Below are 21,982 nucleotides of genomic sequence, written 5' to 3' on the forward strand. Positions count from 1 at the left end.
AATGAAGCCGACTAAGGAGTTTCGACCCGTGCGTTATGCCTATGGGGTCGCCATGGCCCTGCTGCTCGGAGGAACCGCATTTTCGGTTGCGACCGGCGAGGCTGGAGCTCAGGTGGCGCAGAACGCGCCCTCGACGATCGCCCCGCGGGCCGGCGCGCCGACATCGTTCGCCGACCTTGCCGCGCGGCTCGCGCCAGCGGTGGTCAACATTTCGACCAAGCAGCGCATCCCGGTCCGCCGCCAGGTCGACCCGTTCGAGGAATTCTTCCGCCGCTTCGGCGGCCAGGTTCCCGACAGCCAGGGACAAGGGCAGGGCCAGGGGCAGGGGCAGGGCCAGGATAGCCCGCAGACCCGTGAGGCGGGCTCGCTCGGCTCCGGCTTTCTGGTGTCTCCGGACGGCTACATCGTTACCAACAACCACCTTATCCAGGGCGTCAACGGCACCGGCACGGTCGATAGCGTGACTGTGATACTGGCCGACCGCCGCGAATATCCGGCCCGGATCATCGGCCGCGATACGGCATCGGACCTCGCCTTGCTGAAGATCGAAGGATCGAACCTGCCGTACGTCAACTGGGGCGACTCACGCCAGGCGCGGGTCGGCGACTGGGTCGTCGCCATTGGCAACCCCTACGGCCTTGGCGGCACGGTTACGGCGGGCATCATTTCCGCGCTCCATCGCGGGATCACTGGCGGCGGCGCCTATGACCGCTACATCCAGACCGATGCCAGCATCAACATGGGCAATTCGGGCGGACCGATGTTCGACATGTCCGGCAACGTCATCGGCATCAATTCGGCACTGATCTCGCCGACCGGCGCCAGCGTCGGCATCGGCCTCGCCATCCCCGCCGAGGCGGCCAAGCCGGTGATCGATTCCCTGCGTCGCGGGCAATTGCCACAGCGAGGTTATTTGGGCGTCGGCCTCCAACCGCTCGACGAGAGCATCGCCGACAGCCTGGGCCTGCCGAAGGACCGGGGCGAGCTGGTACGTTCGGTGGTGCCCGGTCAGGCCGCCGCCAAGGCCGGCCTGCAGCAGGGTGACGTGATCCTGCGGGTCAACGGCCGTGATGTCACGCTGGACGAAACCGTTAGTTACATCATCGCCAATACGTCGGTCGGCAGTCGGGTTCCGCTGGAAATCATCCGCGATGGACGTCGAATGACTCTACAGGCGCAGGTCGGTCAGCGGCCGACCGAGGAGGACCTCGCCAAGCAGTCTGGCGGCGGCCAGGACCAGGACCAGGCGCTGGGCCAGGAATCGCCGGTGGCGCCGGGAACTGCTCTCGGCTTATCGCTACAGTCAGTTAATCCGCAGATCGCGCGGGCGCTCAGCCTGCCCGAAACGCTTCGCGGCGTAGTGATCACTTCGGTCGACCCGAACAGCGACGCCGCGGAGCAGGGCATTCGCCGTGGCGACGTGATCCTGTCGATCAACCGCCAGCAGGTGACCACTCCAGCAGCGGTGCTTGCGGCAGTCGACACGGCGCGAAAGGCCGGCCGAGTAAGTGTTTTGGTACTAATCAAGCGCGGCACCGCACCGGAAAGATTTGTGGGGATCAAAATCACAAATTAAGTAAACTGTTTGGCAGGTCGGCGTTAGAACAGCCGGCCTGCCTTTCGTTATTGAATATTATCCATGTTCGAATGCTGCCGTGGCTCTACGGAATCCTTACCCAAATCGGTTTGTACGATTAATGCGGGCTTGTAGTCCGGCCGAACTGAGCGTGAAATCGGCTCGTCGTTGCATGATTTTGAGCTTGTTGGCGTCGAGGCAGTACAACTGCACACTCCAGTAAATAGTAAAACACAGCTGTTTGGACATCTGAATACAGTTCTGGCATTTGAGGAACTTGGAAGAAACGCAATCATTGTAGCGAGTGCTAGATATCCTGGTGTACGCATCGAACGCTCCATTTTGGCATTTCGGCAAATTGAATATTGGCAATTGCTGAGCTACTGTCGCCATCCAAAATGGCGAAGAGTCCATCGCGTTGCCCTTGTGGCCCGAACAGACGCCCGAAGCGTTCTTCGGGGTCGCCATTAGCAGTCGGTAAAAGCCCGTCTTGTTGCTGACACTCCTTCGGCCTAGTTACTGCTGCTTGGCTTGAGGGAGTCTCGTAACCGCATGGCTAGTAATCCGACGACGAGCATCTTCATCGGCGCGGGACCGGGCGGCGCAAAACCCCAGCAACTCGAGCTGAAGCGGGCCAACCGCCACGGCCTGATCGCCGGGGCTACGGGCACCGGCAAGACGGTCACGCTGCAGGGCATTATCGAAGGCTTGTCCGACGCCGGCGTGCCGACGTTTGTCGCCGACGTGAAGGGCGACCTTGCCGGCCTGGCCATGCCCGGCGCCGCGACCGCCAAGCCGCACGAGGCCTTCACCGCCCGGGCACAGGAAATCGGCTATACCGACTGGTCCTATGCCGGTTACCCGGTCCAGTTCTGGGACTTGTTCGGCGAGGCTGGGCATCCGGTACGCACTACGGTCAGCGAAATGGGGCCGTTGCTGCTGGCGCGGCTGATGAACCTCAACGATGTCCAGGAAGGCGTTCTCCAAATCGCCTTTACCGTCGCCGACAAGGAGGGGTTGATGCTCCTCGATCTCGACGATCTGCAGGCCATGCTGGTCAGTTGCGGCGAACGGGCCGACGAGCTGACGCTGGAATATGGCAATGTTTCGAAGATGAGCGTCGGCGCGATCCAGCGCTCCCTGCTCCAGCTTCGGGCCCAGGGCGGCGACCATTTCTTCGGCGAGCCGGCACTCGATCTCGAGGATTTCCTGAAGCTTGACGAGGCCAATAAGGGGATCATCAACGTCCTCGCGGCCGACAAGCTGATGTCGTCCCCGCGGCTCTATTCGACCTTCCTGCTGTGGTTGCTGTCCGAGCTGTTCGAGCTGCTTCCCGAGGTTGGCGACCCGGACAAGCCCAAGCTCGCCTTCTTTTTCGACGAAGCCCATTTGCTGTTCGAGGATGCTCCGCAGGCGCTGCAGGAAAAGGTCGAACAGGTCGTCCGGCTGATCCGTTCCAAGGGCGTTGGCGTCTACTTCATTACGCAAAACCCGATCGACATCCCCGACAAGGTCGCGGGACAGCTTGGCAACCGGGTGCAGCACAAGCTCAATGCCTTCACGCCGCGCGACCAGCAGGCGGTCAAATCGGCGGCCGACACCTTCCGGCCCAACCCGGAAATCGATGTCGCCAGTGCGATCACCGAGCTCAAGATCGGTGAGGCGCTGGTGTCGCTGCTGTTGCCCGACGGGTCGCCGTCTCCGGTCGAGCGCACGCTGATCAAGCCGCCGCGTTCTCGGGTAGGGCCCCTGACCGCGCAGGAGCGAGCGATCCTGATCCAGACCGACGTGATCGGCGCCAAATATGACACGCTGCTCGACCGCGACAGCGCTGAGGAGATATTGAAGGCCAAGGGCGATGAGGCGGCAGCCGCGGCGGCCAAGGTCCAGGCCGATACCGAGGCGCAGAAGGAGGCAGCTGAGGCCGCGCGGCAGCAGGCGATCGCCGACAAGGCAGCGGCCCGGGAGCGCGTTGCCGCCGACCGGGAGGCTGCACGCCAGCAGCGCGAGGCCGACCGGCTTGAGGCCCAGCGGCAACGCGAGTTTGAACGCGAGGAGGCCCGCCGCGCCCGCGAAGCTGCCAAGCCGACGATGGCCGACAAGATGATTCAATCGGCCGGCCGCTCGATTGCCTCGTCGGTTGGGCGTCAGCTCGGCAATTCGCTGCTCCGCGGCATTTTCGGAGGCTTGCTACGTGGCCGCTGACGCGCCCTGCCTCGACGTCCGGGACCTGGAGCGCGAATGGCGCGACGCGCTGATCGCGAAGGATGAGGATGTCCTCCGCCGCCTGATCCATCCGCAATTCAAGCTGGTCGGAGTTCGTTCGACCGGTTCGGTTGCGGTCGACCTGCCGCAATGGATTGACGCCCTCAATCGGATGGACATTGCCAGCCTTGAAGTGCGCGTTACGGAATGCGTGGCGCTTGAAAACACAATCGTCGCCACGGTCGATGCCCAATGGAAGGTTCGCTACCTTGGACAATTGATCGACGAGCGCGTGCTCCTGACCGATGTCTGGGTGCGCGAGGGTGAAACGTGGCGGGTTATCCGTCGCCACAGCTCGCCAGTGCCCGCCGGAGTGAAAATCGACTGACAATTTCGCGTCACGGTTGATTTTTTGTTGGGATAAGCCATTCTGCCAAGACGTTGATATGTCCGTAAGAGGGGACGGGTATGATCGCGTTTGTAATAGCGCTTGCCCTGGCAGCGCCCAATCCGGCGATAATCGACGCTCCGCGCAAGGCATTCCAGGATTGCCTTCGGAGCTTTGAAACCAACCAGCGCCAGGCAAAGGTTGCCGCCGATAGCTATTCGACGGCCGTCAAGTCGGCCTGCCAGCCTGAAGCAGCGGCCCTGGAAGACGCGCTGGTCAAGTTCGACACGGCAATGGGAACAAAGCGACCGGCAGCACTCGCCAACGCCCAGCGCGACGTCGAAGATTATCGGCTCACCAGCGACGAGCGATACCGCGACCTGATGTCCAATTGAGGTTGGCGGGATCGGGCGCTAGGCTCGGGCGATGAATGTCGCCACGCCTACCAGATGGACGACCGTCGCCGAAGCCGGACTGGATGAACTGGTCACGCTCCGAAGGGCGATCCACGCCGAGCCGGAACTTGGGCTTCATTGCCCGCGAACGACGGAGAAGCTGAAGGCGGCGCTTGCCGGCCTTCCGCTTCAAATCAGCGACAGCCAAAGCACCAGCGGCTTCATCGCCCGGCTCGACGGCGCCAGGCCCGGCAGGACCGTGCTGCTGCGCGGCGATATGGATGCGTTGCCGATCGTCGAGGAAACCGGGCTGGACTTTGCTTCGCATCTGCACGGGCAGATGCATGCCTGCGGCCATGATGCCCATTCGGCGATGCTGGCCAGCGCGGCCCGGATCCTGTGCGGCCGCCGCGACGAATTTGCCGGTACGATCCTGTTCATGTTCCAGCCCGGCGAAGAGGGGATGCACGGCGCACGGTATATGATCGACGAGGGTCTGCTCGACGATCCCGCGCCGGAGGCCGCGTTCGCCCTGCATGTCTTCCCAAATGCGCTGCCGGGAGGGACCATTGCCTGCCGCCCCGGCGCCATGCTGGCCTCGGCCGACAAGGTCGGCGCGATGATCAGCGGAAAGGGCGGTCACGCGGCCATGCCGCATGATGCGATCGATCCGGTGCCGATAGCCTGCGAAGCCGTGGTTGCCCTGCAATCCTACATTGCGCGGCGGACGACCTTCACCGATCCGGCGATCCTGTCGATCACCAAGATTTCCGCCGGTTCCGCACATAATGTCATCCCCGACGACGTCGAGCTTCTGGGCACCATGCGCACGCTTTCGACCAAGATGCGCCAGGCGCTGGGAGAGGCGTTCGAGCGGATCGTTACCAAGATTGCCGAAGCTCATGGGGCGTCCGCGGGGGCCTGGATCGAGGAAGGCTATCCGCCGACGATCAACGACCCGCGCGCGGTCGCCATGGTTCGCCAACTGACAGCCGAGGAATTTGGCGAAGCCGCCTATTTCGACATGCCTGCGCCAATCATGGGCGCCGAGGATTTCTCCTATGTGCTGCAAAAAGTGCCAGGAGCGATGGCGTTTCTTGGCGTCGCACCGCCGGGGAGCGATGCCGCCGAACGGGCACCGCTTCATAACCCAAGCATGATGGTGGACGAAGCCGTGCTGCCGCGCGGAGTTGCCATGCACTGCGCCTTTGCGATGCGTTTTCTGGAAAGAGGGTGGGAATGATTTTGGCTGCATTGTTGCTGGTCGCGGCTGACGCGCCACCAGCCGGTTTCTATGTTTCCAACCAGATGGAAATCGGCGCCGCTCTGGAACTCGATTCCGATGGCAAGTTTCAATACCAGCTGGACTATGGCGCGGTGTCCGAAAGTGCCGAGGGCAGTTGGTCGTCGGATGGCGCAAACGTCTACCTGACCGCGACCAAAATGGTGGGTGCCTACAAGTCGCCCAACTTCACCCGGCAGCCGCTCAAAATCGATGGTGACCGGTTGCTGCTCAGCCGTTACGACACAGTAATCCGTTTCGAGCGCGAGGAGCTTCCCGCGCCCGCCAACAAGAATAAGAATCTGGAGAAGTAGGGATGGCGAGCTCGGCAGCAACGACCAGCGGCATCAAGGAACTCACCCTTCGCGGGATCATCCTCGGCGCACTCATCACCGTCGTGTTTACCGCCGCCAACGTGTACCTCGGGCTCAAGATCGGCATTACCTTTGCGACCTCGATCCCGGCCGCGGTAATTTCCATGGCGATCCTCAAGGCGTTCCGCGACGCGACCATCCAGGAAAACAACATCGTCCAGACGATCGCGTCGGCGGCAGGCACGCTGTCGGCGATCATCTTCGTGCTGCCTGGCCTGATCATGGTCGGATGGTGGACCGGCTTTCCCTACTGGCTGTCGGTGGCGGTCATCGGGATCGGCGGCATTTTGGGCGTGATGTACTCGGTGCCGCTGAGGCGCGCATTGGTCACCGGCACTGACCTGCCCTATCCCGAGGGCGTCGCCGCGGCCGAGGTGCTGAAGGTCGGCAGCGGCGTCGGCGGCGCCGAGGAAAACCGGCGCGGGCTGGTGCTGATCGGCGGTTCAACCGTGGTTGCCGCGCTCTATTTCATCGTCGCCAAGACACGGCTGCTGACCGATACCGTCGGCAAGGTGTTCAAGGTCGGCACAGGCGGCTCGGCGATTTCAGCCAGCCTGTCGATGGCTCTGATTGGCGTCGGACATTTGGTCGGCGTGGCAGTCGGTGCGGCGATGGTGGTCGGAATGTTGATCACCTGGGCAGTCATCGTTCCGCACTGGACCCAGGATGCCGGATTCGCCGCCCAGATCGGCGGCGACCTGGAGGCGCTGGTCAGCGCGGCATTCCGGCAGAAAGCCCGGATGGTTGGCGCCGGCACCATCGGCGTTGCCGCGATCTGGACGCTGCTGAAAATTATCGGCCCGATCGTCGCGGGCATTCGCTCGGCCCTGATCGCCAATCAGGAGCGCAAAGCCGGACGCGGCGCCGAGCTGCCGCTCACCGAGCGCGATATTCCGATCGGCATTGTGACCGGAACCATCCTGCTGTCGATGATTCCCATCGGCCTGCTGCTCTATGCCTTCGGCAACACGGCGCCCATCTCGGCCGAACCGACCACAACTATCATCGTCAGCGTTTTCTACGTGCTGATCGCCGGCGTGGTGATCGCTGCGGTGTGCGGTTACATGGCCGGCCTGATCGGCGCGTCGAACAGTCCGATCTCCGGCGTCGGAATTCTCTCGGTACTGGGCATCTCGTTGATCCTCGTCGCGCTGTTCCCGGGCGTGAGCGGCGACGAGACCAAGGCCCTGGTCGCCTTCGCCCTGTTCGTGACGGCGATCATCTTCGGCGTCGCCACCATCTCCAACAACAATTTGCAGGACTTGAAGACCGGTCAATTGGTCGATGCCACGCCGTGGCGGCAGCAAGTCGCGCTGGTCCTCGGTGTGGTGTTCGGAGCGCTGGTCATTCCGCCGATTCTCGACCTCCTCAACACCGCCTTCACATTCGAAGGAGCGCCGGGCGCGAAGGCAACCGCCTTGGCAGCCCCGCAGGCAGCGATCATCTCGACGATCGCGCAGGGCGTGCTCGGCGGCAGCCTCGACTGGAGCCTGATCCGCCAGGGTGCGATCATCGGTGTCGTCGCTGTGATCGTCGATGAGCTGCTGAAACGTTCGTCGGGCAAGCGCCTGCACCTTCCGCCGCTGGCGATCGGAATGGGCATTTACCTGCCGCTGGAAGCGGATTTGCTGATCCCGCTCGGGGCCGTGCTGGGATGGTTCTACAATCGCTGGGCAATGCAATCCAAGAGCCCGGCCTTCGCCGAACGGATGGGCGTATTGATGGCGACGGGCCTCATCGTCGGTGAGAGCCTGATGGGCGTGGTGTTCGCAGCGGCCGTCGCCGGGGCGGAGAAGGCCGGATCGCCCGATAGCGCCAATGTCTTCGCGCTGGTCGAGCCCTATTCGTCCGTGATGCTGGTCAGCATGGTTGTCTTCGCGGCGGCCATCGGGGCGCTTTATTACTGGACCAAGAGCCGGGCGACGGATGCGCCCGCCCCGGGCGACTCCGCATTCCCGCCGACAGAGGCTACTGTGCGCTAGTTACCCAGCACGGCAGCGCGGAGGGCAGCGGGGGCCAGCGGAGGCGCGCCGCCTTCTGCGTTGCGGATCAGCTCGACGATCCTGCCGTTGACCGGTGCCCTGATGCCCAGCCGGTCGGCCAGCTTGACCAGTTCGCCATTGATATAGTCGACCTCCGTCTTCCGCCCCGCCGCAAGGTCGTCGGCCATCGAGGAGCGCGCCCTGGCGTCGATCTTCCACGACTTCATGAAAATGTTGCGGAACAGCCAGTTGGGCGATCCGATCACCCAAGGCAGCAGGCCGGGGCCGACCGCGCCGACCTTGGCAGGTTCGATCCCGGCGCGCCTCAACAGGCGCAGACCCTCGCGCTGGCAGGCGGCGACCACCCGACGGTAATCTCGCTCGCGCAACTGCTCGATCAGCGTCCGCCCCGACAATGCATTGACTGCATTGTTGAGGTTGATCAGCAGCTTGCCCCAGGCAATGCCTAGCATATCATCCGACAGTTTCAGGGCGGCGGGAGATTGGCCGATAGCGGCTGCGAGGCTGCGCGTTTCGGGACAGTCCTCGGCGTAGAGTACGCCGGCGACGCCCTTGTGGAAGCGGCCATCGCCTAGGTAAGCAACATTGTAAGGCACCATGCCGCGGACAACGGTAAAGCGGTCGCCCAGCAAACGTTCGAGAACGTCGACGTTGCTTATGCCGTTCTGGAAGCTGATGACGGTGGTGCCGGGCCTGCCATTGGTCGCGATTTCCCGGGCAGCGTCGGCGGTTGCGCCGCTCTTGACGCAAAGTGCGATTATATCGGCGCTGGCCAACGTATCGGGCCGGGTACGGTAGTCGACCCGATCTGGCGGCAGGCTGGCGGCCCAGCCACTATAGTCCGACAGGGTCAGGCCATGGTCGGCGATGTCGCGGTCGAAACTAGGGCGGCCGATGAAACTGACGTCGAGCCCGGCGGCCTGCCAACAGCCGCCGACAAAGCAGCCGATCGAACCGGCGCCGAGGACGGTGACCCTGCTCAGCCGCGGCCCCGGTAGGCGGCCACGCCCTGGTCCGGCAACCATAGTCCTTCGGGCGGCGGGCCAGATTGCCAGAAAACGTCGATCGGCATTCCGCCGCGCGGGTACCAATAGCCGCCGATCCGCAGCCATTTCGGCTTCATTTCCAAGGCAAGACGTTGGCCGATGCCAACCGTCACATCCTCATGAAAGCCGCAGTGGTTGCGGAACGATCCGAGGAACAGCTTGAGGCTTTTGGATTCGACGATGGTCTCATCGGGCGCATAGTCGATGACCAGATGCGCGAAGTCCGGCTGGCCCGTGACCGGGCAGAGCGAGGTAAATTCCGGCGCCGCGAACCGCACCAGATAGAGCGAGCCCGGGCGCGGGTTGGGCACATAATCGAGCTCGGCTTCCTCCGGTGAGGCGGGGAGGGCACTGGCCTGGCCGAGATGTTTTGGAGGCGTGGACATGCGGCGCCTCTTAGTCGCTGACGGCGCATTCGGGCAACGCCCAGTCGATCGGGGCGAGACCGTGGCCCTCCAGGAAGGCGTTGGCCTTGGAAAAATGCCTGCAGCCGAGGAAGCCGTTGTGCGCCGACAGCGGCGAGGGGTGCGGCGCCTTCAGGACCAGGTGGCGCGACGTATCGACGAAAGCCGCTTTCTTCTGGGCGTAGCTTCCCCACAGCATGAACACGACCGGCTCCTGCCTGGCGTTGACCAGCCGGATGACGGCGTCGGTGAAACGCTCCCAGCCGCGATCGCGATGCGATGCGGCCTGGCCCATTTCAACAGTGAGCACGCTGTTCAGGAGCAGCACCCCCTGCCTGGCCCAATGCTCGAGAAAGCCGTGGGCGGGCGCGGGAATTCCAAGATCGCTCAGCAGTTCCTTGTAGATGTTGACCAGGCTCGGCGGGGGACGGACTCCGCCAGGCACCGAAAAGCAGAGGCCATGCGCCTGGCCGGGGCCGTGGTACGGATCCTGGCCGAGGATGACGACCTTGACCTTGTCCAGCGGGGTCAGGTCGAGGGCTCGAAACCAGTTGGAGCCGGCAGGGAAGATGTGCTTCCCGGCCTCTTTTTCCGTCAGGAGGAAGCGCTTCAACTCGGCCATATAAGGCTGGTCGAACTCGGTCTGGAGCGGCTCCAGCCAGCTGGAATCAAGCTTGATGCTCATTCAACCGTCATTGCGAGGGCTGGAAGCCCGTGGCAATCCAGAAACCCGCTGGACTGCTTCGCTCCGCTCGCAATGACAGGAATAGGGACTATGGACACGCTGGTGACCACCGAATGGCTGGCCCGCAACCTCAATCAAGCCGACATTGCGATTGTCGACAGTAGCGCCTTCCTGCCCACTGATGGCCGCAATCCGGTCGCCGAATTCGCCGAGGCCCATATTCCCGGCGCCCGCTTCCTCGACATCAACCAGGTTGCCGACCGGTCAAGCCCCACGCCGCACATGCTGCCCAGCGCCGCCGAGTTCGGCGAGGCGATGGCGGCGCTGGGCGTTGGCCGCGACGACCGGATCATCGTCTATGACAATAGCCCGCTCCGGACCGCTGCCCGCGGCTGGTTCATGTTCCGCCACTTCGGTGCGGAGCGGGTCGCCATTCTCGACGGCGGTTTTCAGAAATGGCGCAGCGAGGGCCGGCCGGTCGAAAGCGGAGAGGCGACACCTCGCCAGGGGCGGTTCGATGCCCGGGAACAAAGCGGCGAAGTGATCGCCAAGCAGCAGATCATGGCCGGCGTTGAGATGCCGATACTCGACGCACGAGGGAAAGCGCGGTTCGAGGGGAGCGAGCCCGACCCCCGGCCCAATGTCGCCACCGGCCATATTCCAGGAGCGAGGAATCTGCCGTTCTCCACTTTCTATCGCGAGGACGGCACGCTGAGGCCGGATAGCGAGCTGCGCGAAGCGTTCGACGCACTGCGCATCGACCCCGAGGCGCCGTTCATCGCCAGCTGCGGATCGGGGGTGACCGCTAACTCGATCATCTTCGTCGCCCACCGCCTCGGCGGCCGGCACGGTAAGCTTTATGATGGCAGCTGGAGCGAATGGGGGGCTGACCCCGAAACTCCGAAAGCGAAGGGTCCCGCCTAGAGGCTGAACAGTTGGTCGATCGAACCGATGCCGTCGCCCAGTTCGCGCTTCAGTCGCTCGATCGCGGCCGGATGGGGCTCCTTGCCGGCTTCCTGGCTGCGCGCGACCAGTTCCAGGCCCGCGGCAGCCGCGGCTGTGACCTTTGCCGAGCGCGCATCATAGACACGCTGCTTGGCGGGCGAGGCGGCCGGCCAGCCGGCGGCCAGCTTGGCCTCGGCCATGCTGTCGGAGGCTTCGTCCCCGGCATATTGCTCGATGCAGGCCAGTGCCTGGCGGATTGAAGCAAGCCGCGCGACCGCTTCGGCATAGGGCCCAAGCGCTTCCGCTGCCTGCATCTCCTGCGCCGTCTCGGGCGATTCGGGGATGAAGTGAATCATCCGACCCATTTGCCATGAGACGGTAAATCTTCGGTGAATCATTCCATTTGAACGGAAAAGGTTTACGCCGCGGTCGCCGTCTCGATGTCGCGCAAAATCCAGCCGCGTTGCGGGATCGTCTCAATGAATTCCGCTCCGCCGCTGGCCGAACGCAGCTTCTTCCTGAGCTTGGAGATGAACACGTCGATGATCTTGGGCTGCGGCTGGTCGTCGGCGCGGCGGTAGAGATGCTTCAGCAGCATCTGCCGGGTGACGACATTGTTGCGGGCAAAGGCCAGCAGCTCGAGCACGCGATATTCCATCTCGGTAATGCCGATCGGATGGCCATCGATGCGGATCAGCCGCTGGACGGGATCGACCGCCAGCCGGCCACCGCACAGCGTTTCGGGCAGTTCGCTGCCGCTGGCCTTGAGGCTGGCGAGCAGGCGCGAAGCCGCTTCCTCATTGTCTTCGGCCGACAGAGTGACCGGAGAGCCGATCAGCAGCTGCTGGATCTCGGCCAGCGACTGGTGAGCTTCCTCGACCAGGCGCGTGCCTTCCTCGAACCGGCGGCGCGAGCGGTCGAGCATCGCTTCAATCTCGACCAGTCGGGCAGATAGATTGTCCGAACTCATGCTCCCCCTTCCGTAGCGGCTTATTGGCCGGGCGTCTGGGCCGACGCCTCCGCGGTGCTTGATTCCGGCGCAGACAGGATCGTCTGCGTCGTCTGTCCCTTGTCGACCACCCGGGTGTCGGGGTCGCCAACGGTCGATCGGACGCCGAGCGCTGCGCGGTCGCGTCCGGCGCGCTCCAGCACCGAGGTTTCGGTCGCGCTGCGGGGAGCCGGGCCGCCAAACAGCGCCTCGACCGCCTGGGTCTGCGCGTCCTGCGCCGACATGCTGACGGTGCCAGACACCGGCGGGGTCAGCGAATAGTCGGGCGGGATGACCAGCGGCGCGTTGCGGGCAACGGCGAACTCATCGAGCTTGCTGGGCTTGTTGCCGCCAAAGGCGCCGCAGCCGGCCAGCAGGATCGCCGGGGCGATGAGGATCAGGGCTTTACGCATGTTCGTTCGTTCCTTCAGGCGCCTTCTCTCGAAGCAGGAAAGCGCGGAGCAGCAAGATGACGACGCCAATGCTAATCGCCGCGTCGCCGACATTAAAGACATAAAAGGGCCGCCAGCTACCAAAATGCAAGTCGAGGAAGTCGACGACATAGCCGAATTGCACCCGATCGACGATGTTTCCCAACGCTCCGCCGAGGATCATCGCCAGCGCCAGCTGGTCGCCGCGCTGCTCCTCCTTGCGAATCCACCAAGCGACGCCGAGGGCGATGGCGGCAGTGACCGCGACCAGCAGCCAGCGGTGTGTGTCGTTCTGCGCCTGGGCGAGGCCGAGGCTGATGCCGTAATTGTGGACGCGGGTGAGGTCGAAAATCGGGATCAGCTTCAACTGCTGCCCCTCAAGTACCAGCCCGAGCGGGCCCGTGACGAACCATTTGGAAATCTGGTCGGCCGCGAAGATGATCAGCGCGAACAGATAGGCGCTTGCCCGGTTACCCATTCACCACCTCGTCGCAACGCGCGCACAGATCTCCATCCTGGCTGACCTCGGGCAGAAGCCGCCAGCAACGGCCGCATTTGTGGAAGCCCGATTTGGTCACGGCCAGCGCATCGCCCCGCTTCACTGACGAGACGATGAACAGCTCGGCGAGCAAGGCCGGATCGGCGTCGCTCGGCACCGTCACCTGGGCTTCCAGGCTGGAACCGATCACCTTGTCGCGGCGCAGCGGCTCAATCGCCTCGGTAACCTGTTCGCGAAGGGAGCGAAGCTCGCTCCACTTGGCGAAAAGACCCCTATCCTCGCGCCAATCGGTGTCGATCAGCGGCCATTCGAGCAAATGGACGCTGCCCGAGTCGGGATAGCGCGTGCCCCACACTTCCTCGGCGGTGAACACCAGCACCGGCGAGGCCCAGCGGACCAGGGCCTCGAACAGGATATCGAGCACGGTGCGATAGGCCCGGCGCTTCGCGTCCGAAGGCGCATCGCAATAGAGGCTGTCCTTGCGGATATCGAAGAAGAAGGCGCTCAAGTCCTCGTTGCAGAAATCGGTCAGCGCGCGGGTGTAGTCGTTGAAGTCGTAATCATCGACGGCCTTCCTGAGGCGCGCATCGAGCTGGGCGGTCAGCGCCAGCATGTAGCGCTCCAGCTCGGGCATTTCCTCGGGCCGCACCCGCTCTTCCGCGCTGAACCCGTCGAGGGCACCCAAGAGATAGCGGAAAGTGTTGCGAATTTTGCGATATTGGTCGCCGACGCCCTTCAATATCTCGTCGCCAATGCGGTGATCTTCGGTGAAGTCGACCGACAGGGCCCACAGGCGGATGATGTCGGCGCCGTTCACCTCCATCACCTTCAGCGGGTCGATGGTGTTGCCCAGGCTCTTGGACATTTTCATGCCCTTCGAATCCATGGTGAAGCCGTGGGTCAATATCTGGTCGTAGGGCGCGCGGCCGCGGGTGCCGCAGCTTTCCATCAGCGACGACTGGAACCAGCCGCGATGCTGGTCGCTGCCCTCCAGGTAGAGGTCAGCCGGCCAACGCTGTTCGGGCCAGTGGCCGCTTTCCAGCGTGAAGACATGGGTGCAGCCGCTGTCGAACCAGACATCGAGAATGTCGGTGACCATCTCATAGTCGGCGGCCTTGAAGCCGTTGCCGAGATAGTCCTGGGCGCGGACCTCGTCCCACGCGTCGACGCCTTCGGCCCGGATCGCGGCGACGATCCGCTGGTTGACGTCATGGTCGACCAGCAATTGCCCGGTCTTCCTTTCGACGAACACGGCGATCGGCACGCCCCAGGCGCGCTGGCGGCTGAGTACCCAGTCGGGGCGGCCCTCGACCATCGACCCGATGCGGTTGCGGCCCTTGTCGGGGACGAAGCGGGTCTCGGCGATGGCCTTCATCGCCAGCTGGCGAAGGGTCGCATTTTCGTCGTCAGTCAGGTGTGCGCCATTGACCAGCGCGCCGCCCTCATTCTCCCACCTTTTCTCGGCGCGGGTCTTGGCGTGCTGGTGGCCAAGCGGCTTGTCCATGGCGATGAACCATTGCGGGGTGCAGCGGTAGATGACCTTGGCTTTGGAACGCCAGCTGTGCGGATAGCTGTGCTGGTAATCGGTCGAGGCGGCGAGCAGCGCGCCCGCCTCGCGCAGGTCCGAATTGATCGGGCCGTCGGGCGCGTTGAACTTAGGGTTGATCACGCTGCCCTGACCGCCAAGCCACAGCCAATCCTCGCGATACTTCCCGTCGCCCTCGACCGCGAACACCGGTTCGATGCCATTGGCCTTGCACAGCTCGAAATCATCCTCGCCATGGTCGGGCGCCATATGGACCAACCCGGTGCCGCTGTCGGTGGTGACGAAGTCGCCGGGCAGGAAGGGGCGGGGCTTGGCGAAGAAGCCGCCGAGCTTGTGCATCGGGTGGCGGGCAATGGTGCCGGCGAGCGATTTGCCTCCGACGAAAAATTCAGACGCCCACAATCCTTGTTCACCAAGCGCTTTATCGACACGAGCGCTGAACGCTTCCCTCAAATCGCAAGCGATCAGGTAATTCTTGCGATTGCTCGGGTCGTCTAGCTGCTGGCGTGAGTAGACGACGTATTCAACCTCAGGATTGTAGGCGATTCCCTGGTTGACCGGGATCGTCCACGGCGTTGTCGTCCACACTACCGCATGGGCGCCGACCAGCTCGGGGATCGGGCTTTCGACAATCTCGAACGCCACGTCGATCTGCGTCGAGACGATATCCTCATATTCGATCTCGGCCTCGGCCAGCGCGGTCTTTTCGACCGGGGACCACATCACCGGCTTGGCACCGCGATAGAGCTGGCCGCTTTCGGCGAACTTGTAGAGCTCGTTGACGATCGTCGCCTCGGCGGCGAAGTCCATCGTCAGGTAAGGCTTGTCCCAGTCGCCGGTGATTCCGAGCCGCTGGAACTGCTCGCTCTGCACATTGACCCAATGCTGGGCATAGGCGCGGCACTCGGCGCGGAATTCCCTGGCCGGAACCTCGTCCTTGTTGAGCTTCTTCTTGCGATACTGCTCCTCGATCTTCCATTCGATCGGCAGGCCGTGGCAGTCCCAGCCGGGCACATAGGGCGCATCCTTGCCCAGCAAAGTCTGGGTGCGGACGACCATGTCCTTCAGCGTCTTGTTGAGTGCGTGGCCGATATGGATGTCGCCGTTGGCGTAGGGCGGACCGTCGTGGAAGATGAACTTGTCCCGGCCGGCACGCGACTTGCGCACTTGGCCGTAGAGGTTTTCCGCCTTCCAGCGCTCGGCAATCGCCGGCTCTTTCTGCGGCAGGCCGGCTTTCATCGGAAAGTCGGTCCTGGGCAGGAAAACGGTCGAACGGTAGTCGGGTTTGTTATCGGGGGCGTCGGACATTTCGGCGGGCCTTAGGCGAGGGTCGCGCCAGCGGCAAGCAGCCGCTTTGCCTCCTCCGCGTCGCGCCCGATCTGGGCGATCAGCTCGTCATTGGAATCGAACGCCGCTTCCGGGCGAAGATAATGGAGCAGCGAAACCTCGGCCTTCTGACCGTAGAGGTCTCCAGAAAAGCCGAACAAATGGGCTTCGAGCAGCTCGTCCGGCTCGAACATCGGGCGATGGCCGAGATTGGCGACGCCATCATATTCGCTTTCGTCCGGCAAGCGCACCCGGACCGCGTAAACGCCGAATGCCGGGCGAAGATAGGGGCCGAGCTTCATGTTGGCGGTCGGCCAGCCGAAATCGCGGCCACGCTTGTTGCCGTGGATCACCTCGGCCTCGATCGCGAAGGGTCTCGACAGCAGCTGCGTTGCGGCATGCGGATCGCCGGCCTGAAGCGCCTCCCTGATCCGGCCGGAGGAAATGCGGACTCCGTCGAGCTCGACCGCGCCGACGGTTTCGGCCGTAATTCCGTGACTTGCGCCAACCTCACGCAGCACGTCGATGTTGCCGCCGCGGCCTTTCCCGAAAATAAAGTCCTCGCCAGTGACCACGCCCGCCGCACCGAGATGGCCGGCGAGCAGCCTGGCAATGAAGTCCTCGGCGGTCATGGAGGCCAGTTCGGCGCCGAAGTTGAAGACCAGCATGGCGTCGGCGCCGGCATGGTCGAACAGCCGCTGGCGTTGCTCGAGGGTGGTGAGGCGGAACGGCGGCGTATCGGGCTTGAAGTGACGGACCGGATGGGGATCGAAGGTGGCGACGATTACCGGACGGCGTTCATGTGCGCCGCGCTGGACGGCCCGCCCGACCACTGCCTGGTGACCGAGGTGAAAGCCGTCGAAATTGCCGAGCGCAATGATCGCGCCCTTAAGATCGTCTGGGATCGGCTGGTCATGGAACAGTCGCTTCATCGCGCGGCCAATGGCACAGGCGCTGGCATCGGCACCAGCCCGGCGCGGAGCACGCGCAGCGCGTTGCCGCCCATCACCGCGCGGATCTCATCCGGCGTGAAGCCCTCGTCGAGCAGCGCCTGCGTGACCTGGTCGAGGTGCGCGACGTCGAAGCGGGTCGTGGTCGATCCGTCAAAGTCGCTGCCCAGCGCCACATAAGACACGCCAACCAGGTCGCGAACGTAGCGCATCGCCTTGGCAATCGAGCGCGGAGAAATGTCGCACACCGCGGCGTCCCAATAGCCGATGCCGATCACTCCGCCGGTCCGTGCAACTCCTCGTATCTCCTCATCGGTGAGGTTGCGGTTGACCTTGCAGGTAGCCTGCACCCCGCCATGGCTGGAAACGACCGGGCGGCGGGCCATGCCGAGGATGTCGGCGACGCATTTGTGGCTGCAATGGGCGATGTCGACGATCATGCCCTTGGCTTCCATCGCCCGGACGATCCGGCGGCCGAAGGGGGTGAGGCCGCCTTTCTTTTCGCCGTGCATCGATCCGGCCAGCTGGTTGTCGAAGAAATGGGTCAGGCCGGCCATGCGGAAACCGGCGGCATAGAGTTTGTCGAGATTCTCCGCCTTGCCCTCCAGGTCGTGCAGCCCCTCGATGCTGAGCATGGCGGCGATGGGTTTCGCGCGCACCCTATCGGCAAGCAGGGCGTCGAGGTCAGCGTCATTGCCGACGCTCCTCAGCTGGCCGTTGGATGCGGCAACCGCACGGTCAAGCTTTTGCGCCTGCCACAGCGAGCGCTGGAGCAGCGAATTCCAGGTTCGCACCGGCTGCGCCTGGGCGATGGACAACAAGGTTATGTCGTCGGCCGCATCGGCGCTGTTGCGGTCGTAATTGAGGCCCTTGGGCGACTTGGTCACCGACGAAAAGACCTGAAGCGCGACATTGCCCTGCTGCAGGCGCGGCAGGTCGATGTGGCCCCTGTCCGAGCCGTCAAGCAGGCTTCGCTTCCACAGCAGCGTGTCGGCGTGCAGATCGACAATGGTCAGGCTTGCGTGCAGCTGCTTTGCCTGCGGGCTGACCGGGATCAGCCGGTTGCCGTCGATCTGGTTCTGTCCGCGCTCGATATAGCCGGGCAGCATTAACGCCGCGGCCGCGACCAATATGACGACTATGGCGAGTGCCCACCCCAGCTTGCGCATGGCCAAGCGGTAGCGAACTTCAGTTGCAAGTCCAGACGCTTGACTCTGATCCTGCCCGAACCTACATGGCCGCCATCCCGTTTTATCGGTCACGGCGGCGCATTCCTTGCGCGCGCCGTTTTTCCGTTGGAACGGGCTAACGCTTTGAGATGGGGCGGTCGGGTGCCCGCCGCCCTGTGGAGCTAGGAGAATTGCTTAATGGCACGTATCGCCGGCGTTAACTTGCCGACCAACAAGCGCGTGGTTATCGCGCTGCAATATATCCACGGCATTGGCCAGGCCAAAGCCAAGGAAATCACCGAGAAGCTGTCGATTGCGCCGGAGCGCCGCGTCCAGGACCTAACCGACCAGGAAGTGCTGCACATCCGCGAGGCGATCGACGCTGATTACACCGTCGAGGGCGACCTGCGCCGCGAGACGGCGATGAACATCAAGCGGTTGATGGACCTCGCCTGCTATCGCGGTCTGCGTCATCGCAAGGGCCTGCCGGTCCGCGGTCAGCGCACGCATACCAATGCGCGCACCCGCAAGGGCAAGGCCAAGCCGATTGCCGGCAAGAAGAAGTAAGCCCCCAGGGCTACTTCTCCTCGACTTAGAGAGATTAGGGATTTCCAATGGCACGTGAACCCCAGCGCCTTCGCCGTCGCGAGCGCAAGAACATCACCGCCGGCGTCGCGCATGTGAACGCCAGCTTCAACAACACCATGATCACCATCACCGACGCCCAGGGCAACGCCATCGCGTGGAGCTCGGCCGGGATGATGGGCTTCAAGGGCAGCCGCAAGTCGACACCGTACGCGGCGCAGGTTGCAGCCGAAGACGCCGGCCGCAAGGCCGCCGAGCATGGCGTCCGCACCCTTGAGGTCGAGGTCAAGGGCCCCGGATCGGGCCGCGAAAGCGCTCTTCGTGCGCTGCAGGCGGTCGGCTTCCAGATCACTTCGATCCGTGACGTCACTCCGATCCCGCACAACGGCGTCCGCCCGTCGAAGCGCCGCCGCGTCTGAAGTTCCGGCCAAAGTCTCACTTTGGCCGAAGTTTCAGGAAGAAAGTTTCAAAATCAGGAGTTTAGCGGGACGCCGCAACTCCGCTCTGCCAAGGAAGAAAAATGGCCGTCAACGCAAAGAACTGGCAGGAACTCAAGAAGCCGAACGCGCTGGAGCGCAAGCCGGGAACCGACGTGCGCCGCAAGGCAGCGTTCGTCGCCGAGCCGCTGGAGCGCGGCTTCGGCATGACCCTCGGCAACTCGCTGCGCCGGGTGCTGCTGTCGTCGCTGCAGGGCGCGGCGGTGACCTCGATCAAGATCGAGGGCGTGCTGCATGAGTTCTCGAGCCTCGCGGGGGTCCGCGAGGATGTTACCGACATCATCCTCAACGTGAAGCAGATCGCGTTGAAGATGGAGGGCGAGGGTCCGAAGCGGCTTCAGCTGTCGGCTACTGGTCCGGGCGAAGTCACCGCCGGCCAGATTGCCACGTCGGGCGACATCGAGATCACCAATCCCGAGCTGGTCATCTGCCACCTCGACGATGGCGCGACGCTCAACATGGAGCTGACCGCCGACGTTGGTAAGGGCTATGTCCCGGCCGCCGCCAACCGCCCGGCCGACGCCGCAATCGGCCTGATCCCGGTCGACGCGCTGTACAGCCCGGTCCGCCAGGTCGCCTATAAGGTGGAAAACACCCGCGTCGGCCAGGAGCTGGACTACGACAAGCTGACGCTGACCATCGAGACCGACGGCACCGTCACGCCGGAGGATGCGCTTGGCTATTCGGCCCGCATCCTGCAGGACCAGCTGCAGCTGTTCGTCCACTTCGACGAAAGCCAGATCCGTGCCATCCCGACCGCGGCGATGGCCGGCGCCCCCGGCATGGGCGGCGCTCCGGTCGAAGGCACCGCCGCCGACACCAACCAGCTCAACCGCTACCTTTTGAAGAAGGTCGACGAGCTGGAACTGTCGGTCCGCAGCGCCAACTGCCTCAAGAACGACAACATCATCTACATCGGCGACCTGGTCCAGAAGACCGAGGCCGAGATGCTCCGCACGCCGAACTTCGGTCGCAAGAGCCTCAACGAGATCAAGGAAGTCCTTGCCTCGATGGGCCTGCGCCTTGGCATGGACATCCCCGGCTGGCCGCCGGAGAATATTGAAGAGATGGCCAAGAAACTGGAGCAGGAGCTCCTGGGCTAAACTGTCCGGCGCTCGCCTGTCCCCCGGACAGGCGAGTGCCTCTCGGGTTTGGGCGGTGCCCGTAAACACCGCCTGGATCGGGCTACCTCATACGGGCCCCCTACGAACGAAGGAAAAGAACAATGCGTCATAAAGTCGCCGGCCGTAAGCTGCAGCGCACCTCCAGCCACCGCGCGGCCATGTTCCGCAACATGGCGGCTGCGCTCATCAAGCATGAGCAGATCACCACCACCACCGCCAAGGCGAAGGAGCTGCGCCCCTACGTCGAGAAGCTGGTCACGCTGGCCAAGAAGGGCGGTCTTTCGAACCGCCGCCTGGCCCATGCGCGGCTGATGGACGATACGCAGCTGGTGAAGCTGTTCGACGTCATCGGTCCGCGTTACGCCGACCGTAACGGCGGCTACACCCGAGTCATCAAGGCCGGCATCCGCTCGAGCGATGCGGCGCCGGTGGCGATCATCGAATTCGTCGACCGCGATGTCAGCGCCAAGGGCCAGGACAGCGGCCCGGAGATGATCGAGGACGAGGCCGAGGCCTAAGCTTCAATCAACCGAAGAAATTCGGGCTCGCAGGCGGATCGCTTGCGGGCCCTTTTTCTTGCGTCCGGCAAGTTGACTGTCCCAAAAGGGGACGGTTTTTCGCCGTGATGCTTTCCTAACCCATTATTATCACACATAGTTAACGCGGGTTTAACGCAACGGCGAGTCGCGCTGAGCCCTTGTGTGAGTATTTTGGGGGGACGGACATGGCAGGCGCAAGCGGCACGACGACGTCGTCTGGGACGTCGGGCAATGACAATCTGGTTGGCGGCTCTGGCAACGATTTGCTTAGCGGCGGGGCGGGCAGCGACAATCTTAACGGCGGCTCGGGCAACGATACGCTCGACGGCGGTTCAGGCGCAGACACTGTGCTCGGCGGCTCGGGTGCGGATCGGCTGATCTATCGCGCCTGGGAGAATCTCTGGGGCAGCGCAACCGGCACCTACCTTTCCTATGACCGCTATGACGGCGGCAACGGTGCGGTGAAGGCCGGGACCACCGGGACCGAGCTTGACACTCTCGTCGTCTATCTGAGCAATGACCAGTGGAACAACGCTTCGTTTATGGCCGCGTTCACGGCGGAATGGGCGCAGTATCAGCTGTTTATCGCGGCGCATCTCAACCGCAACACGGGCCAGGCCGACCAGACCGAATTCACCTTTCAAACGATCAATCTCAAGGTCTCGGCAGTCGAGAACGCGAGCTATGGGGTGGATCCAAATTCCCCCGACGCCAAGAACGATTGCGCGACGACGAATGAGGATGGTGCCGTCGTCATCAACGTCCTCGCCAATGACACGGATGGTAACGGCGACGCCCTGACGATCACCAAGGTTGAGGGCCAGGCCATCGTCGTCGGAGGTTCGGTTGCAGTCACCGGCGGCATTGTGACGCTGGGCGCGGATGGCAAACTCACCTTTACACCGAACGCCGACTTCAACGGCACGACGTCATTTAACTACACCGTTTCGGACGGCAGCCTGCTTACGGACACCGCGACGGTCAACGTCACCGTGAACGCGGTGGCCGACATCGTGGGCGACAGC

23 protein-coding genes are annotated in these 21,982 nt (G+C 63.6%); 13 read left to right on the forward strand and 10 right to left on the reverse strand.

All coding sequences use genetic code 11. The features are described 5' to 3' along the window. The first annotated feature begins 1 nt into the window (after position 1). From LZ518_RS13220 to LZ518_RS13250, 7 genes are all read left to right on the forward strand, one after another. On the forward strand, positions 2–1,576 hold the full coding sequence (locus LZ518_RS13220) for a Do family serine endopeptidase (protein WP_249916436.1): 1,575 nt from the start codon (positions 2–4) through the stop codon (positions 1,574–1,576). A gap of 552 nt (positions 1,577–2,128) precedes the next feature. Continuing rightward, complete coding sequence (locus tag LZ518_RS13225) at positions 2,129–3,781, forward strand: helicase HerA-like domain-containing protein (RefSeq protein ID WP_249916437.1); 1,653 nt, start codon at positions 2,129–2,131, stop codon at positions 3,779–3,781. Continuing rightward, complete coding sequence (locus tag LZ518_RS13230; protein ID WP_249916438.1) at positions 3,771–4,169, forward strand: nuclear transport factor 2 family protein; 399 nt, start codon at positions 3,771–3,773, stop codon at positions 4,167–4,169. Before LZ518_RS13225 ends, LZ518_RS13230 begins: the two co-directional genes overlap by 11 nt. Before the next feature lie 80 nt (positions 4,170–4,249). Beyond that, a complete protein-coding gene (locus LZ518_RS13235) occupies positions 4,250–4,564 on the forward strand; it encodes a hypothetical protein (RefSeq protein ID WP_249916439.1) in 315 nt (104 codons plus the stop codon). Positions 4,565–4,595: 31 nt separating this feature from the next. Further along, positions 4,596–5,807: a M20 metallopeptidase family protein gene (locus tag LZ518_RS13240; protein WP_249916440.1), complete on the forward strand. Its 1,212-nt coding sequence runs from the start codon at positions 4,596–4,598 to the stop codon at positions 5,805–5,807. 2 nt (positions 5,808–5,809) lie between these two features. After that, a complete protein-coding gene (locus LZ518_RS13245; RefSeq protein WP_249916441.1) occupies positions 5,810–6,160 on the forward strand; it encodes a hypothetical protein in 351 nt (116 codons plus the stop codon). Positions 6,161–6,162: 2 nt separating this feature from the next. After that, positions 6,163–8,202, forward strand: a complete 2,040-nt coding sequence (locus tag LZ518_RS13250; RefSeq protein WP_249916442.1) for an OPT family oligopeptide transporter — start codon at positions 6,163–6,165, stop codon at positions 8,200–8,202. On the opposite strand, the gene LZ518_RS13255 is transcribed toward LZ518_RS13250, so the two are convergent. From LZ518_RS13255 to ung, 3 genes are read right to left on the reverse strand one after another with little or no spacing between them, the layout of a single operon-like run. Continuing rightward, complete coding sequence (locus LZ518_RS13255; protein ID WP_249916443.1) at positions 8,199–9,248, reverse strand: 2-dehydropantoate 2-reductase; 1,050 nt, start codon at positions 9,246–9,248, stop codon at positions 8,199–8,201. The genes LZ518_RS13250 and LZ518_RS13255 overlap by 4 nt on opposite strands. Beyond that, positions 9,203–9,655 carry a preQ(1) synthase gene (gene queF / locus LZ518_RS13260; RefSeq protein WP_249916444.1) on the reverse strand — a complete coding sequence of 151 codons (453 nt, stop codon included), beginning with the start codon at positions 9,653–9,655 and terminating at the stop codon, positions 9,203–9,205. The genes LZ518_RS13255 and queF overlap by 46 nt, the downstream gene beginning before the upstream one ends. Positions 9,656–9,665: 10 nt before the next feature. Continuing rightward, a complete protein-coding gene (gene ung, locus LZ518_RS13265; RefSeq protein ID WP_249916445.1) occupies positions 9,666–10,358 on the reverse strand; it encodes a uracil-DNA glycosylase in 693 nt (230 codons plus the stop codon). Positions 10,359–10,448: 90 nt separating this feature from the next. On the opposite strand from ung, the gene LZ518_RS13270 reads away from it, so the two are divergent. Then, positions 10,449–11,282, forward strand: coding sequence for a sulfurtransferase (locus LZ518_RS13270; protein WP_249916446.1), 834 nt, complete (start codon positions 10,449–10,451; stop codon positions 11,280–11,282). Here the strand turns inward: LZ518_RS13270 and LZ518_RS13275 are convergent. The 7 genes from LZ518_RS13275 to LZ518_RS13305 are packed head-to-tail and all read right to left on the reverse strand — an operon-like array spanning position 11,279 to position 18,212. After that, a complete protein-coding gene (locus LZ518_RS13275) occupies positions 11,279–11,668 on the reverse strand; it encodes a hypothetical protein (protein WP_249916447.1) in 390 nt (129 codons plus the stop codon). The genes LZ518_RS13270 and LZ518_RS13275 overlap by 4 nt on opposite strands. A 53-nt stretch (positions 11,669–11,721) precedes the next feature. Beyond that, the gene (locus tag LZ518_RS13280) at positions 11,722–12,273 is read right to left on the reverse strand and encodes a winged helix-turn-helix domain-containing protein (protein ID WP_249916448.1); all 552 of its coding nucleotides are present in this window, start codon (positions 12,271–12,273) and stop codon (positions 11,722–11,724) included. Positions 12,274–12,293: 20 nt separating this feature from the next. Beyond that, positions 12,294–12,704, reverse strand: a complete 411-nt coding sequence (locus tag LZ518_RS13285; RefSeq protein ID WP_249916449.1) for a DUF3035 domain-containing protein — start codon at positions 12,702–12,704, stop codon at positions 12,294–12,296. Beyond that, positions 12,697–13,200, reverse strand: a complete 504-nt coding sequence (gene lspA / locus LZ518_RS13290; protein ID WP_249916450.1) for a signal peptidase II — start codon at positions 13,198–13,200, stop codon at positions 12,697–12,699. Before lspA ends, LZ518_RS13285 begins: the two co-directional genes overlap by 8 nt. Then, positions 13,193–16,075 carry an isoleucine--tRNA ligase gene (gene ileS / locus LZ518_RS13295; protein ID WP_249916451.1) on the reverse strand — a complete coding sequence of 961 codons (2,883 nt, stop codon included), beginning with the start codon at positions 16,073–16,075 and terminating at the stop codon, positions 13,193–13,195. Before ileS ends, lspA begins: the two co-directional genes overlap by 8 nt. Before the next feature lie 11 nt (positions 16,076–16,086). Then, the gene (locus LZ518_RS13300) at positions 16,087–17,025 is read right to left on the reverse strand and encodes a bifunctional riboflavin kinase/FAD synthetase (protein ID WP_249916452.1); all 939 of its coding nucleotides are present in this window, start codon (positions 17,023–17,025) and stop codon (positions 16,087–16,089) included. Next, a complete protein-coding gene (locus LZ518_RS13305) occupies positions 17,022–18,212 on the reverse strand; it encodes a dipeptidase (RefSeq protein ID WP_249916453.1) in 1,191 nt (396 codons plus the stop codon). Before LZ518_RS13305 ends, LZ518_RS13300 begins: the two co-directional genes overlap by 4 nt. 198 nt (positions 18,213–18,410) lie before the next feature. On the opposite strand from LZ518_RS13305, the gene rpsM reads away from it, so the two are divergent. The 5 genes from rpsM to LZ518_RS13485 form a co-directional block, all read left to right on the forward strand. After that, positions 18,411–18,779, forward strand: a complete 369-nt coding sequence (gene rpsM / locus LZ518_RS13310) for a 30S ribosomal protein S13 (RefSeq protein ID WP_235068418.1) — start codon at positions 18,411–18,413, stop codon at positions 18,777–18,779. 47 nt (positions 18,780–18,826) lie between these two features. Beyond that, positions 18,827–19,216: a 30S ribosomal protein S11 gene (gene rpsK, locus LZ518_RS13315; protein WP_025502672.1), complete on the forward strand. Its 390-nt coding sequence runs from the start codon at positions 18,827–18,829 to the stop codon at positions 19,214–19,216. 101 nt (positions 19,217–19,317) lie between these two features. Further along, entirely contained in the window at positions 19,318–20,397 is a 1,080-nt protein-coding gene (locus LZ518_RS13320) for a DNA-directed RNA polymerase subunit alpha (RefSeq protein ID WP_249916454.1), read from the forward strand. A 122-nt stretch (positions 20,398–20,519) separates the two neighbouring features. Next, positions 20,520–20,936: a 50S ribosomal protein L17 gene (gene rplQ / locus LZ518_RS13325; RefSeq protein ID WP_249916455.1), complete on the forward strand. Its 417-nt coding sequence runs from the start codon at positions 20,520–20,522 to the stop codon at positions 20,934–20,936. 206 nt (positions 20,937–21,142) lie between these two features. Further along, the coding region (locus LZ518_RS13485) for an Ig-like domain-containing protein (RefSeq protein ID WP_283938202.1) at positions 21,143–21,982 on the forward strand (840 nt) is incomplete at its 3' end.

It is taken from the genome of Sphingomonas brevis (assembly GCF_023516505.1).
GTDB lineage: Bacteria > Pseudomonadota > Alphaproteobacteria > Sphingomonadales > Sphingomonadaceae > Sphingomicrobium > Sphingomicrobium breve.

Coding starts and splice junctions, on each gene's coding strand:
- LZ518_RS13220 (WP_249916436.1), top strand. CDS start 2: ATGAAGCCGACTAAGGAGTTTCGACCCGTGCGTTATGCCTATGGGGTC.
- LZ518_RS13225 (WP_249916437.1), top strand. CDS start 2,129: ATGGCTAGTAATCCGACGACGAGCATCTTCATCGGCGCGGGACCGGGC.
- LZ518_RS13235 (WP_249916439.1), top strand. CDS start 4,250: ATGATCGCGTTTGTAATAGCGCTTGCCCTGGCAGCGCCCAATCCGGCG.
- LZ518_RS13240 (WP_249916440.1), top strand. CDS start 4,596: ATGAATGTCGCCACGCCTACCAGATGGACGACCGTCGCCGAAGCCGGA.
- LZ518_RS13250 (WP_249916442.1), top strand. CDS start 6,163: ATGGCGAGCTCGGCAGCAACGACCAGCGGCATCAAGGAACTCACCCTT.
- LZ518_RS13255 (WP_249916443.1), bottom strand. CDS start 9,248: ATGGTTGCCGGACCAGGGCGTGGCCGCCTACCGGGGCCGCGGCTGAGC.
- queF (WP_249916444.1), bottom strand. CDS start 9,655: ATGTCCACGCCTCCAAAACATCTCGGCCAGGCCAGTGCCCTCCCCGCC.
- ung (WP_249916445.1), bottom strand. CDS start 10,358: ATGAGCATCAAGCTTGATTCCAGCTGGCTGGAGCCGCTCCAGACCGAG.
- LZ518_RS13270 (WP_249916446.1), top strand. CDS start 10,449: ATGGACACGCTGGTGACCACCGAATGGCTGGCCCGCAACCTCAATCAA.
- LZ518_RS13275 (WP_249916447.1), bottom strand. CDS start 11,668: ATGGGTCGGATGATTCACTTCATCCCCGAATCGCCCGAGACGGCGCAG.
- LZ518_RS13280 (WP_249916448.1), bottom strand. CDS start 12,273: ATGAGTTCGGACAATCTATCTGCCCGACTGGTCGAGATTGAAGCGATG.
- LZ518_RS13285 (WP_249916449.1), bottom strand. CDS start 12,704: ATGCGTAAAGCCCTGATCCTCATCGCCCCGGCGATCCTGCTGGCCGGC.
- lspA (WP_249916450.1), bottom strand. CDS start 13,200: ATGGGTAACCGGGCAAGCGCCTATCTGTTCGCGCTGATCATCTTCGCG.
- ileS (WP_249916451.1), bottom strand. CDS start 16,075: ATGTCCGACGCCCCCGATAACAAACCCGACTACCGTTCGACCGTTTTC.
- LZ518_RS13300 (WP_249916452.1), bottom strand. CDS start 17,025: ATGAAGCGACTGTTCCATGACCAGCCGATCCCAGACGATCTTAAGGGC.
- LZ518_RS13305 (WP_249916453.1), bottom strand. CDS start 18,212: ATGCGCAAGCTGGGGTGGGCACTCGCCATAGTCGTCATATTGGTCGCG.
- rpsM (WP_235068418.1), top strand. CDS start 18,411: ATGGCACGTATCGCCGGCGTTAACTTGCCGACCAACAAGCGCGTGGTT.
- rpsK (WP_025502672.1), top strand. CDS start 18,827: ATGGCACGTGAACCCCAGCGCCTTCGCCGTCGCGAGCGCAAGAACATC.
- LZ518_RS13320 (WP_249916454.1), top strand. CDS start 19,318: ATGGCCGTCAACGCAAAGAACTGGCAGGAACTCAAGAAGCCGAACGCG.
- rplQ (WP_249916455.1), top strand. CDS start 20,520: ATGCGTCATAAAGTCGCCGGCCGTAAGCTGCAGCGCACCTCCAGCCAC.